This window comes from Epibacterium sp. ABZ3_068 (assembly GCF_056159265.1).
On the sequence record NZ_JBSWUV010000001.1, the window covers coordinates 1,311,471 to 1,324,747 of the forward strand.

Annotated in this window: 13 protein-coding genes and 1 tRNA gene; 9 read left to right on the top strand and 5 right to left on the bottom strand. The window is 54.0% G+C overall.

From position 1 onward, the window contains the following. Window positions 1-67: 67 nt before the first annotated feature. The 5 genes from ACXAEW_RS06170 to tsaD are packed head-to-tail and all read right to left on the bottom strand — an operon-like array spanning window position 68 to window position 3,255. Complete coding sequence (locus ACXAEW_RS06170; RefSeq protein ID WP_474940500.1) at window positions 68-463, bottom strand: DUF1761 domain-containing protein; 396 nt, start codon at window positions 461-463, stop codon at window positions 68-70. Between the two features lie 39 nt (window positions 464-502). Then, on the bottom strand, window positions 503-925 hold the full coding sequence (locus tag ACXAEW_RS06175; RefSeq protein WP_474940501.1) for an EVE domain-containing protein: 423 nt from the start codon (window positions 923-925) through the stop codon (window positions 503-505). Next, a complete protein-coding gene (locus ACXAEW_RS06180) occupies window positions 925-1,197 on the bottom strand; it encodes a YciI family protein (RefSeq protein WP_474940502.1) in 273 nt (90 codons plus the stop codon). Before ACXAEW_RS06180 ends, ACXAEW_RS06175 begins: the two co-directional genes overlap by 1 nt. 1 nt (window position 1,198) lies before the next feature. Next, window positions 1,199-2,161: an NAD(P)H-dependent glycerol-3-phosphate dehydrogenase gene (locus ACXAEW_RS06185; RefSeq protein WP_474940503.1), complete on the bottom strand. Its 963-nt coding sequence runs from the start codon at window positions 2,159-2,161 to the stop codon at window positions 1,199-1,201. Then, window positions 2,158-3,255, bottom strand: a complete 1,098-nt coding sequence (gene tsaD, locus ACXAEW_RS06190; RefSeq protein WP_474940504.1) for a tRNA (adenosine(37)-N6)-threonylcarbamoyltransferase complex transferase subunit TsaD — start codon at window positions 3,253-3,255, stop codon at window positions 2,158-2,160. The genes ACXAEW_RS06185 and tsaD overlap by 4 nt, the downstream gene beginning before the upstream one ends. Window positions 3,256-3,343: 88 nt before the next feature. On the opposite strand from tsaD, the gene ACXAEW_RS06195 reads away from it, so the two are divergent. From ACXAEW_RS06195 to ACXAEW_RS06235, 9 genes are all read left to right on the top strand, one after another. Beyond that, on the top strand, window positions 3,344-4,018 hold the full coding sequence (locus tag ACXAEW_RS06195) for a uroporphyrinogen-III synthase (RefSeq protein ID WP_474940505.1): 675 nt from the start codon (window positions 3,344-3,346) through the stop codon (window positions 4,016-4,018). A gap of 79 nt (window positions 4,019-4,097) precedes the next feature. Next, on the top strand, window positions 4,098-5,621 hold the full coding sequence (locus ACXAEW_RS06200; protein ID WP_474940506.1) for a COG4223 family protein: 1,524 nt from the start codon (window positions 4,098-4,100) through the stop codon (window positions 5,619-5,621). Between the two features lie 12 nt (window positions 5,622-5,633). Further along, window positions 5,634-7,112 (top strand): heme biosynthesis HemY N-terminal domain-containing protein, encoded by a 1,479-nt coding sequence (locus ACXAEW_RS06205; protein WP_474940507.1) that lies wholly within the window; start codon window positions 5,634-5,636, stop codon window positions 7,110-7,112. A 70-nt stretch (window positions 7,113-7,182) separates the two neighbouring features. Next, a tRNA-Thr gene (locus tag ACXAEW_RS06210) sits at window positions 7,183-7,258 on the top strand. A 107-nt stretch (window positions 7,259-7,365) separates the two neighbouring features. Beyond that, on the top strand, window positions 7,366-8,205 hold the full coding sequence (locus ACXAEW_RS06215; RefSeq protein ID WP_474940508.1) for a flagellar motor protein MotB: 840 nt from the start codon (window positions 7,366-7,368) through the stop codon (window positions 8,203-8,205). Between the two features lie 109 nt (window positions 8,206-8,314). Beyond that, on the top strand, window positions 8,315-9,643 hold the full coding sequence (locus tag ACXAEW_RS06220) for a flagellar hook protein FlgE (RefSeq protein ID WP_474940509.1): 1,329 nt from the start codon (window positions 8,315-8,317) through the stop codon (window positions 9,641-9,643). A gap of 41 nt (window positions 9,644-9,684) precedes the next feature. Next, the gene (gene flgK, locus ACXAEW_RS06225; protein ID WP_474940510.1) at window positions 9,685-11,133 is read left to right on the top strand and encodes a flagellar hook-associated protein FlgK; all 1,449 of its coding nucleotides are present in this window, start codon (window positions 9,685-9,687) and stop codon (window positions 11,131-11,133) included. A gap of 3 nt (window positions 11,134-11,136) precedes the next feature. After that, window positions 11,137-12,144: a flagellin gene (locus ACXAEW_RS06230; RefSeq protein WP_474940511.1), complete on the top strand. Its 1,008-nt coding sequence runs from the start codon at window positions 11,137-11,139 to the stop codon at window positions 12,142-12,144. Next, window positions 12,141-13,244 carry a flagellar basal body P-ring protein FlgI gene (locus ACXAEW_RS06235; RefSeq protein ID WP_474940512.1) on the top strand — a complete coding sequence of 368 codons (1,104 nt, stop codon included), beginning with the start codon at window positions 12,141-12,143 and terminating at the stop codon, window positions 13,242-13,244. The genes ACXAEW_RS06230 and ACXAEW_RS06235 overlap by 4 nt, the downstream gene beginning before the upstream one ends. Window positions 13,245-13,277 lie beyond the last annotated feature (33 nt).

Sequence of the window (13,277 nt, forward strand, 5' to 3'; positions counted from 1 at the left end):
TTCTGTTCGTCCCGGAACCTTCCCTTTTTTATTCTAAGATGCGGGTCTTGTTTTGAGGACGTTCCAGTTAGAACAATGTCAGGACAAGCCCTATAGCGGCACACGCAAGTGTCGCATATCCTCCATCGATCAGTGTGAGTGTCTTGGGTCGCATGGCGTACATGTTGTTGAGCGCGATCCAGGGTGAAATGAAAAACAACCCAACGCCCAGGCCGGCAACAAGACCAGCCCCCGCTGTTTCAATGCCAGACAACGCAAAAACATGACGCATCATGCCTGCGACGATCATTTGGATAATGAAGCTTGTCACAAAAATTACCGGTGACATGCCGCCTTGCGGCTTGCCTTCAGCGTCAACTTTAATTCCTGATGCCACAATCCAAGGCTTTGCCAGAACTCCATACCAGACCGCACCAAGTATAAAGCCTGCTGCCGCTGCGGCAATGACACTCAAAATGTCCATATTTGGCCCCTCCTCAGACGACCAAGAAGCATGATTGGTTTAATCAGGCTTTGTGTGGCCAAGAGAGCAAACTCGCAGCCATTCCTCTGGTGTCACAGGCTGAACAGACAGGCGTGAGCTTTTCACCAACACCATTTCCGAGAGAGATTGATCCTGTTTGATTTGATCCAGAGAAACCGGGGTTTTCATTGTACGAACCGCCTTGATGTCCACACATTCCCAACGGGGATCGTCGGCCTTACTGTCCGGATGAGCTTCGGCACAGACCTCCACGATGCCGACAACGGATTTTTCTTTCTGAGAATGATAGAAAAATCCGCGGTCGCCCAGTTTCATCTCGCGCATGAAATTGCGCGCCTGATAGTTTCGCACGCCGTCCCATTCTTCGCCTTCGTCTCCCTTGGCTTGCTGGTCATCCCAGCTCCAGGTCGAAGGTTCGGATTTGAACAGCCAGTAGCGCATTAGCCGATGACCTTCTTCCATGTGATCAGGTCAACGGTCTCAAACAGGTCGGCCTTGCCATATGGATCATTGTCTGCCCAAGACTGGGCTTGGGCCATCTCTTCTACTTCGAGCACAATGAGTGAGCCGACCATAGTTCCATCCTGATCCATCAAAGGGCCGGCCTGCGCAACAACGCCGGTTTCTTTGATATACGACAGATGGGCTTCACGGTTGTCCAGACGCACCTGTAAATTCCCAGGTTTGTCCCGTGCGATCAATGCAACGAGCATTTTATTCCTCTTTTAGTGGTCTTGTAAGTAATTGCGCTGCTGCATCAGCAATCGTCAAGCTTTGATCCAGCAAAGCCACCACAGTTTGGGTTATTGGCATCTCAATCCCAAGAGATTTTGCCTTTTCGGACGCGGCATGGGCGGTCGCTGCACCTTCTACTGTTATTGAAGGGTCAAACGATTCCCCGCGCCCCAGTGACAGGCCAAGACTGAAGTTTCGCGACAATGGTGAGCTGCAGGTCAGGGCCAGGTCTCCAAACCCAGAGAGGCCTGAAAGCGTCTCGGGGCGTGTGCCAAGAGCTGTGGCCATTCGCTGCATTTCGGCAAAACCGCGTGTCATCAGTGCAGCACGTGCGCTCTCTCCAAGGCCTGCGCCGATTACGGCACCGCATGCAATGGCAAAAACGTTTTTCAGCGCCCCACCGATTTCGGCGCCTACTGTATCTGTGGTTCGGTACAGGCGTAAATTGGACGTGGTCAGATCTCTTTGAAGGAGCGCACTTGTGTCTCGGTCTGCACATGCGAGGGTTAGGGCGGTTGGAAGGCCCCGCGCAATATCTGCGGCAAAACTCGGTCCTGTCAGCAGCGCAGCTTTTGCCGTTGGCGCCGCCTGAATGAGCACACCAATTGGACCCAATCCGGATGAAAGTTCGACCCCTTTGCAGCAAGCCACCAATACCTTGCCAGTAAAAAGGCCCGGCGATTGCTCCAGAAACGCCCGCAGGCGTTGCATGGGAACTGCCAAGAGCAACACGTCGGCGTCGCAAGCGTGTTCAAGATCTGATGTGACTTTGATCGCGCTGGGCAATTTCACATCTGGCAAACGTTTCGTATTGATGCCTGTTTGCAGAATCTCGCTGACTTGGTTTTCGTCGCGACACCACAATGTTACCGGCCCTGAGCCGCTGAGGCTTATCGCAAGCGCAGTTCCAAAGGCACCAGCACCAAGAACGGAAATACTCACGCTTTGGCACCTTTCTTTCCGCTGCCGATCAACGCCGGGCTGATTTTGTCCAGTGGCCAGCGTGGACGGGCGGAGAGTGTCATATCATCGCTTGCGCCTGCTCTTAGTTGCTCAAGCCCGGCATAGGCAATCATGGCAGCATTATCTGTACAAAGCCGAAGGGGAGGGGCGACGAACCGAGTCTCATGAGCTGCGCAAAGCGCTTCCAGACCGTTTCTGATCGCGGTATTTGCCGCCACCCCCCCTGCTACAGCAATGGTTGGACAGATCGGGTTTTCTTGCCTGTAGAGCGCTAGGGCCCGGTTGGTTTTTGCAACGATCACGTCGACAACAGCTGCTTGAAAACCCGCGCAAAGATCCGCGCGGTCTTGTCGTGACAAGCCACCTTTTTCAGCAACCACCTGGTCACGCAGGCGCATAAGGGCAGTTTTGAGACCCGAGAATGACATATTACAGTCGTCACGATCTAACAGCGGGTGTGGAAAACGAAACCGCTTGGGATCACCATGCTCTGCCTCGGCCTGAACAGATGGGCCACCTGGCTGCGGCAGCCCCAGAAGGCGGGCTGTTTTGTCAAAGGCTTCCCCTGGTGCGTCATCGATTGTGCCACCCAGTCGAGTGAAATCGTCGGGACCGCGTGCGATCAGAAACTGACAATGACCGCCGGAGACCAATAGCATGAGATAGGGATATGATACCTGATCTGTAAGGCGTGGGGTCAGGGCATGGCCAGCCAAATGGTTTACACCAACGAGCGGCAGGCCAGTTGCTGCTGAAATACCTTTGGCGCACATGACGCCAGAGATGACACCTCCGATCAGGCCCGGGCCGGCCGTGACAGCAATTGCGTTGATATCCGTCAGATCCACAGACGCCTTTTGCAACGCGTCTTTGATGCAAAGGTCAAGTTTCTCGGCATGCGCCCGTGCGGCGATTTCCGGCACTACGCCACCAAATGCGCTGTGAAGCTCGGTTTGCCCAAAGACAATGGAAGACAGTATCTGGACCTGACCGTCTGCTGTTTCACGTAAAACAGCTGCGGCTGTATCGTCACAGCTGCTTTCGATCCCTAAAACCGTAAGTGTCTCTGTCATTGTGTTACCATTGCATCAATATGTGCCGGGGGCTACCACCTTAGGCGTGGTCAAACAATCCCGGGAGAAGCGTGTGGTTTGCCTATTGATGACCAGACCGGAACCTGCGTCTCAGCGGTTTTGGCGTGCTTTACCTGCGGAAACGCGTGGGAAATTAAACCTGATCGTCTCCCCTCTGATCGAAATCAGTCCCGTTTCTCTCGACGCCGTTCCTGCTGACTTTGATGCCGTTATTTTCACCTCGGCGCATGCGATTCCATTTGTTGCGGTGTCGGGCGCGTCGGCGTTTTGCGTCGGGGAGAGGACGGCTGCGGTGGCGAAAAGCGCCGGTTGGTATTCTGAATGCGTGGGGCGGACGGCCGAGGAATTGGTTAACGTGCTTTCAAAGCGCAACGATATGGGCAATGTTTTACATGTTCATGGCAGACATACGCGTGGAGATGTTGCGGGTCGATTGAACGAGGCAGGTCTGAACTGCAAAAGTCAAGTTGTCTATGAGCAGAGGTTGCGCCCGTTGAGTGTTGCGGCAAAAAACAGTTTGCATAGCGGAGAACGACATATCGTGCCGCTTTTTTCCCCGCGCACGGCACAGCAATTTGCTTATGAATGCAGCAAAGCAAAGCGTGTGTTTTTTGTAGCGATGAGCGAAGCTGTTGCTGAACCGTTGAAGTCTTTGGACTATATGGAGTTGCAAATTTCTCGGGCACCGGATGCTGTAGCTATGGCGGAACTGGTTCGCAATGCCGCAGATAGCTTGGCATAGCTTGAGACGGACGCAGGTGCGAAGTAGTGTCGCGCTCAAGTTCAATAGATAGATTTTCAGATTCGAAGGGAAGATCGGCGTGGCAGACAAAAAGAACCCGGAGGACGTGGCGGAGCCGACGCCAGGGGTGGAGGAAACCCAAACCCTTGAGGCCGATGTTGTAGAACACGCCGCAGACGGTGAAACGGCTGTGGTTGACAGCGACGAATTGCCGAAGAGCCTGTCTTCCGAGACCGAGACCGAGACCGAGACCGAGACCGAGACCGAGACCGAGACCGAGACCGAGACCGAGACCGAGACCGAGACCGAGACCGAGACCGAGACCGAGACCGAGACCGAGACCGAGACCGAGACCGAGACCGAGACCGAGACCGAGACCGAGACCGAGACCGAGACCGAGACCGAGACCGAGACCGAGACCGAGACCGAGACCGAGACCGAGACCGAGACCGAGACCGAGACCGAGACCGAGACCGAGACCGAGACCGAGACCGAGACCGAGACCGAGACCGAGACCGAGACCGAGACCGAGACCGAGGAACCGTTGGATGTAAGTGACACGCCTGCGGAACATGTTACCTTTGATACGCTTGAAGAAACGCCGGTTCAGGTTGAGCGTATCATTGAAAAGCGGGGAGGGTTCTTGCCCACGGCCTTAGGAGGCATCGTGGCTGCTGCAATCGGTTTTGGGTTGGCCCAGACAGACATTTTGGGAAAAATCGGAGGCTCAACTGGTGAAGAGCTGGCCGCTGTTCAAGCCAAGCAAGCGGAATTGAACGACAAGCTGGAGCATATCACTACACGGTTGAATGATCTGTCCATTCCAGATTTGGATCCCTTGGCCGTTCGCATTGATGCTCTTGAGGCTGTCGCCAACGACATGAATGAGCAAAGCGCCGTTGACCTTTCTGGTTTGGAAGCCCGTGTCAAAGAGCTTGCCGCTCAGCTGTCTGATTTACAGGGCCGACCAATTGCCGGCGCAGCCTCGCCGGAGGCAGCCGCGGCGTTTGAAGCCCAAGTCGCCAAGTTGCAGGAGAGCTTTGCGCAGCAGCGCAACGAAGTGGAGGCTATGTTTGCAGAAGCCCGCGCCATGGAAGAAGCAAGCGCAGCGGCCGCGAAGATTGCCAGCGCGCAAACCGTACTGGCACGTTTGCGCGCTGCACTGGATTCAGGTCAACCTTTTGATGGAATGGTCGGCGAACTTTCAGCGCTGGGCGTGGATGTACCGGCTGCATTATCCGCCCGTGCCGCCGACGGTGTGCTGACGCTGAGCGCGTTGACCGAAGGCTTTGCCCCCTCTGCACGCGCCGCACTTGCGGCAGTTCGAGAAGAGAGCAAGGAAAGCGGCAATCTTCTGGACTATGTAAACCGCCATTTGGGCGCGCGCTCCGTGGCCCCCCGTGATGGTGATGATGCGGATGCTGTTTTGTCGCGCGCGGAAGCTGCGGTACGTCGCGGTGATCTCAAAGCTGCGCTTAGCGAAACCTCATCCCTCCCAGAAGCCGCCGCTTCTGCCATGGCTGACTGGATCTCCGCCGTTACCGCACGTCAAGAGACGTTGACGGCTGCAGAAACACTCTCCCAAAGCTTGAACGCCAAATAAGGACACCCCCGCATGCTCTGGTCTCTTTTTAAATACCTTATTTTTGTGACGATTGCGGCGGCGCTGGCTTATGGCGCTGGAATGTTGCTGGAAACGTCTGGCGGCGTTCAGATCACCGTTGCCGGAACGGAATATACTCTCGGTGCATTGCAATCTGTTATGGCTCTTGTTGTCCTGCTGGTTGTATTGTGGCTGATCCTGAAACTGGCGTCTCTTCTTGTTGCAACCATACGCTTCCTTAATGGAGACGAAACAGCCTTGTCGCGCTTCTTTGACAAGGGGCGCGAACGCAAGGGGTACCAGGCACTGGCAGATGGTTTGATGGCTCTGGCCTCCGGCGAAGGGCGTTTGGCCATGGCCAAGGCGGCACGTGCGGAGCGTTACCTGGAAAAGCCAGAGCTTACCGATCTGATTACCGCACAAGCTGCAGAGATGGCCGGCGACACGAAAAAGGCGGCCGAAGCATACAAACGCCTGCTGTCTACTCAATCGACCCGTTTTGTTGGTGTGCGCGGGATCATGAAGCAAAAGCTGTCTGAGGGGGATACGCAGACGGCGCTTGCTTTGGCTGAGAAGGCTCTGACTTTGCGCCCCAAACACGAGGAAGTACAGGACACCCTGTTGAAACTTCAGGCCCAGGCCCAGGATTGGGCTGGTGCGCGCAAGACTTTGTCAACGAAACTCAAAACCGGCACTTTGCCGCGCGATGTTTACAAGCGCCGGGATGCGGTTCTGGCTTTATCGTCGTCTAAAACGCTTTTGGATGAGAACGCGACACCGGAGCAACAGGAGCAGGCAATCGAAGCCAACCGCTTGTCACCGGATCTGGTTCCAGCTGCGGTTATGGCCGCGCGAGCCTATATCGCCAAAGACAAAAAACGTCAGGCCGCACGCATTCTGAAGAAGACATGGGAAGCCCAGCCCCATCCTGATCTGGCACATGCCTTTGCAGAAATCGAACCGGATGAAACGCCGGTGGCTCGGATCAAACGGTTTGACCAGCTTGCGCGTCTGAAGCCTAATCATGACGAAACACGTCTTGTTATGGCCGAACTTCAGATCGTCGCCGAGGAGTTCCCATCTGCCCGCCGTGCTTTGGGTGATCTGGCAGAGCGTGCGCCGGACGCGCGTGCGTTGACATTGATGGCAGCGATCGAGCGTGGGGAAGGATCGGACGACAGCGTGGTGCGCGGATGGCTTGCCCGCGCGCTCAGCGCGCCTCGTGGACCGCAATGGGTATGTGATAACTGTAACCACATCCATGCGGACTGGGCGCCGGTATGCGAAAACTGTTCAAGTTTTGATACTCTGAGCTGGAAGACACCGGATATCCCAGAGTTTGCCAGCGCAACAGGCGCGCACATGTTGCCTTTGATTGTTGGTGCGCTTGAAAAAAGCGATGCCGAGCCGGAGCAGACCGAGGTTGAAACCGTGGAAATTGTGGAAGCGGTTAAAGAAGACGAAATCGTACCGACAAAAGAGGCCAGTTAGGTCTTTTCCATGGAGCGCGCGAATGTTAAGACCGCGCTCCAAAAGACGGCTGGATTTGCAGCCGTACTTGGCCGCTGTAGCTCAGTTGGTAGAGCACGTCATTCGTAATGATGGGGTCGTAGGTTCAAGTCCTATCAGCGGCACCACTCCAGGGCTTTTCCGGAGGCTTAACTGCCGACAAGTTTATTTGTTAAGGCTCGATTAAGTCACTCGCTGCTATCCCGGTGTTGGGTGAATAAAAGTGGTGGTGACTATGAGCGCACAAGGCAATGCGGCGCCCATTATCATCAAGAAGAAAAAAAGCGGCGGCGATCATGGACACCATGGTGGCGCCTGGAAAGTGGCCTACGCTGACTTTGTTACAGCGATGATGGCATTCTTCTTGTTGATGTGGCTTTTGAACGCAACGACTGAAAAGCAGCGAAAAGGGCTGGCGGATTACTTCTCGCCAACTATTCCGCTGAGCCGTGTATCGGGCGGTGGTAATGGGGCTTTCTCTGGGGACAGTATGTTCACCGAAGAGATCAAGCCCCAAACCGGAACCGGTGCCAGTGCTGAACATCCTGAAGATGCCCAGCAGGCGCAGGGCAACACCGGTGTCGAAAAACAGGACAAAGAGAAACAGGCCGAAGACCGTGAGTTCAAGGCAATGCAAGATGCATTGGCGGGGCGTAGCGGCGAAAGTATGGTTTCCATTGAGATGGCACGCCATATCGTGACCCGTGTCTCTGACGAAGGCCTTATCATTGAAATGTTCGACACAACGGATGCACCTTTGTTTGAGGCCGATAGCTCCACGCCGACTCCGTTGTACCGGGATTTGGTGCGGATGGTGGCTCGCGTCACCAATGTTGTTGGCAACAATGTTGCGATCGGTGGCCATACGCGTTCTCAGCCTGTGGTTCTCGCCAAGAACCCGACTTGGGAGTTGTCTCACGCTCGTGCGGACCAAACACGTATGCTGCTCGAATCAGGTGGCATGTCCGCTAAACGTATTCAAAGGGTGACAGGTCACGCTGACAGAAAACTGGCGCAACCAAATCCCATGTCGATAAAAAATAACCGGGTGGAAATCGTTTTGCTGCGCGAATAACCGCTGCGAACGTCTTTTTTCACGGCTTTTGGGCTAACGGATAACTCAGATTTTATCTGTTAGCCCCGTATTAATGCCCGTCAGATACGCCTGTCTGCAGAAGAGTTTGATGCAGCAGAAAGGCGTATCCATGACCATTTCTTCGTCGTTGAATGCGGGGGTAGCGGGTTTGTCTGCCAACGCAGCGCGTTTGGCAACCATTGCCGACAATATCTCCAATTCGTCGACCCTCGGCTATAAGCGGGTGCAAACTGATTTTAATTCCTTGGTTATCGGGTCTTCCGGTTCTGGTTACACGGCAGGTGGCGTGCGTGCCACAACATCGCGTGTCATCGATGAACAGGGGTCGCGTATTGGTACTAACAATGCAACGGACTTGGCGATCAATGGTCGTGGCATGTTGCCTGTCGCAAATATCGCAGAAGTAGATGGGGGAGCTGACAATCCGGCGATGTTGCTTACCTCTACGGGGTCGTTCAAAACCAATGATGAGGGTCTGCTGACGACTGAGTCTGGCCTTGTGCTGATGGGCTGGCCGGCGCTTCCCGACGGCTCTATCCCAAATTTTCCGCGTGATACGATTGATGGTCTCGAGCCAATCGTATTGAACCGGAGCCAGTTGTCCAGCGAACCAACAACTGAGATCAATTTGGGAATTAACTTGCCGGCCACCTCGACTGAGGCTGGTGGCACGCCGGATCCTGCGGATACGACCACGACGATTGCCTATTATGACAATTTGGGGCGTGCAGAAGGAATCACCGTTGAATTCGAAGCAACTGTTCCTGCATCGGGCACGTCAAACGAATGGACAATGCGTTTGACGGATTCCGCTAGCGGTGGCGCGTTGATTGGCGAATACACCTTGACCTTCAACGACAGTCAGACCGATGGCGGTTCTCTTGCTTCTGTCGTCGCGTCGACCGGCGGGGCTTATGATGCTTCGACGGGCTCTGTTATTGTTAACGTAGCCGGTGGCTCGATTGAGGTTGATATCGGTTTGATCGGTCGTTCCAACGGGCTCACCCAGCTTGGTGACCAATGGGTGGCCGCCAATATCTCCCGTGACGGCGCGCCTGCCGGCAATATTGTCGATGTCGAAATCGATGAAAACGGATATGTTTTGGCGAGCTATGACTCCGGTATTACCCGCACAGTATACCAAGTTCCATTGGTGGATGTGCCGAACATGAACGGTTTGCAGACACTGGATCGACAGACATTCCTTCCGACGACAGATAGTGGTTCTTTCTTCCTCTGGGACGCGGGTACCGGTCCGGTGGGCAATGTCGCGTCTTTTGCTTTGGAAGAATCTAATGCCGATGTTGCGTCTGAGCTTACATCAATGATCACAACCCAAAGAGCATACTCCTCAGCTGCAAAGGTTATCCAAACCGTGGATGAAATGCTGCAGGAAACAACCAACATCAAGCGCTAATAGCGCTTGATGTCCCTTCAAACCACTACAAGGGCTGACGCATGACTCTGTCTAGTGCTCTCAATGCCGCAATGTCGGGTATCTATGCCGCGTCGCGTTCGACATCCGTTGTCTCTGACAACTTGGCCAATGCGTTAAACCCTGGCCACTCGCGGCGCGTTCTATCGGTAAATTCTGCGGGAGCAGGCATTCCCGGTGTACGTGTCGGTGATGTTCAGCTGGTGAAAGACCCTGCGATCCTTGCATCTCGTCGCGTATCCGAGGCTGAATACGTTGCCGCTGAAGAAACAGCCGACTTTTTTAGTCGCATCGCAGATTCTGTTGGCACGGTGGACGATGAGTTCTCGTTGGCCTCACTTCAATCTAACTTTAGCGCCGCGCTTGTTGAGGCGATTTCAAGACCTGATTCAGGGCCGCGGTTGAATGAACTGTCCGTTGCAGCTGCGGCATTGACCGAAGGGTTGAATTCTGCGTCCGACGAAGTTCGCGCTCAACGGGTTGTTGCTGAAAATTCAATTTCGGCACAGATTGATACATTGAACCAGGGCCTGAAGGATGTTGAGCGCATCAATGCCAAAATTGTTCTTGCTCAGGCAAGTGGCTTGGATCCGGTTGGGTTAATAGATCAACGAGATCAGATCGTTGATGAAATAAACAAAATTGTGCCGGTAAAGGTCGTGGCGCGTGAGAACAGCCAGGTAGCCCTCTTTTCCGAAGGCGGTGAAATTCTCTTGGATGGTACTGCGGCCCAGTTCACCTTTGAGGGAAAACGCGACATTGCGCCCCATATGACTGTTGATAACGGTCTTTTGTCTGGTCTTGAAATTGACGGAAGGCCGATTGACACAAGTTCCACGGGGCGATTGCGGGGCGGAACTCTTGCAGCAGCGTTTCAGATTCGTGATGAATACACTGTTAGTGCACAGGAAGATCTAGACTCTTTGGCGCGCGATCTTATCGAGCGTTTTCAAGATCCATCACTTGATCCAACTCTCTCGGCGACTGATCCCGGTATCTTTACTGATGACGGATCATTCTTTGATCCCGCAAACGAACTGGGGCTTGCAGGTCGCATTTCGGTCAACGAACTTGTCGCATTGGATGGCCAAGCTGAAACGTGGAGATTTCGCGACGGTTTGAACGCCGTGTCCTCCGGGGAGGTGGGTGATGCGACGCTTCTCAGATCTTACAAAGATGCTTTGGAAGAAACCCGAAGTGTCACAACATCTTCCCTGGGCACCATTGATGTTACAGCGGCAACATTTGCCGCCGACATAATCTCTCGTTTTGCCCAGGACAGTGAGACCAGTGCAAATCGGGTAGCGTTTACTGCCGCTAGTTTCATTGAGACAAGTGAGATGGAGCAGGCTCAAGGGGTTGATACGGATGTAGAACTCCAGAACCTCTTGATCATTGAACAGGCATATCAAGCAAATGCGCGGATGATCACTGTCGTAAACGAACTAATGGACACAATTCTGAGGATTTGACGCATGCTGTCTGCATCTTACGGTGATCTCGCACAATATACCTTCCTGAGAATTCGCAACTCTACGCTGAAGTCGGAAGTTCAGACTCTGGGTCAGGAGTTGACCACCGGCCGGACAACCAATGTCACTGAGCGGCTAGGAGGCGATTTTACCTACCTATCAGGTATTGAACACACTTTGCGACAGCTCGACAGCTACCAAGTAGCTGCCAGCGAGGTCACGGTTTTGTCCCTAACCATGCAGAACAGTATGGATAAGGTACAAGAAAACGTTCAAAGCGTCCGCGACAACATTCTTACACTTAGCTCAACCATGTCGGCAGGCGATGCACAGACATTGGCCGAAGATGCGCGGCTTCAACTGGAAAACTCGATCAGCGCCCTGAACGCTACGGTTGGTGGGCGCAGTCTCTTCGGTGGCACGGCCACAAGGGGCGCTCCTCTTGAAGACGCTAGCGTTATGATGTCTGCTTTGGCCACCGAAGTTTCCGGAGCGATAACGGCGGATGATGTGATCACCGCCGTAGAGAACTGGTTCAGTGATCCAGCAGGATTTGACAGTGTCGCCTATGCGGGCTCATCCACACCGCTGGCTGCGATTGACATCGGGACCCACGACCAGATCGAGCTGGATGTTCTTGCGACGGATGATGCGTTCAAAGAAGCTCTGAAAGGTTTTGCTATCGCGGCACTTACCATTGAGCCAGGCGTTACCTTGTCAGACGGTGTCACGCGTGAGCTGATACGTCGCTCGGGTGAAGAACTGTTTGGCGCAACCGACGCCATTATTGAACGAAGATCCGATGTGGGTTTCATGGAGGAACGCATCGAAAATGCACGTACGCGAAATGAGGCAGAGATCACCAGTCTTTCGATCACCAAGAACGAAATGCTGGAGGCTGACCCTTATGAAACTTACGCAAAACTGGAAGAGGCTCAAAACCAGTTGGAAAGTCTTTACGTGGTAACACAAAAGTCGTTCGAATTGACCCTTCTGAGATATATATCATGATGAAATACCTACGTTTCCTGGTCTTCTTTCTTTTTCTGCCGATGACGGCCCACGCTAACGCAATTCGGTTAAAGGACTTGGTTGAATTCGACGGTGTGCGTGGAAACGATCTTGTCGGATACGGTCTTGTTGTAGGCCTGAACGGGACGGGCGATGGCTTGCGAAACTCTCCTTTTACCGAGGAGATCATGACCAATATCTTGGAACGGCTTGGTGTCAATGTGACAGGCGAGCAGTTTCGGCCCAAGAACGTCGCTGCAGTGTTTGTAACAGCAAGCCTGCCGCCCTTCGCACGTGTTGGCTCGACACTGGATGTCACTGTTTCAGCGATCGGTGATTCCAGCAGTCTTTTGGGGGGTACGTTGATCATGACCCCTCTTAATGCCGCCGATGGGCAAATTTACGCGGTGGCTCAAGGGACCATTCTAGCCGGTGGCGCAGTTGCCGAAGGTGAGGCTGCGACTGTTACCCAAGGTGTGCCAACGTCTGGTGTTATTCCGTCCGGTGGTCGTATTGAACGTGAGATTGAATTTGACCTTTCCTCGCTTTCGACGATGCGATTGGCGCTTCGCGAAGCCGATTTTACAACGGCGAACCGCATCGAAAGGGCGATCAATGCCGAGTTCGGTCGCAATGTCGCTTTGATGAGGGACTCCGGGACGGTTGAAGTAGACATCCAGCGCACCAACACCCGCTCGACAGCGCATGCGATTGGCCGAATGGAGAACATTCTGGTCGAACCGCAGAGGAAAGCACGCGTCGTTGTAGATCAGCGGTCGGGGACAATAGTAATGGGTAGCGATGTCCGCATCTCGCGGGTTGCAGTGGCGCAGGGGAATTTGACCCTACGCATTGAGGAAGCGCCACTTGTGGTGCAACCGAACCCCTTCACGGACGCTCAGCCTGTCGTCGTACCGCGAACCGGTGTGGGGATCGAAGAGGAAGAAAACGTTCAACTGGCCGAAGTTCCAGAAACCACCTCCTTGTCCGAGGTCGTGTCTGGTCTAAACGCCTTGGGTGTTTCACCGCGAGATATGATCGATATCCTCAAAAGCCTCAAGGCGGCTGGCGCGCTACATGCAGAGTTTGTTGTCCGGTAATTCGAAGATCTTTGACCGAAGTCCTAGCAACTG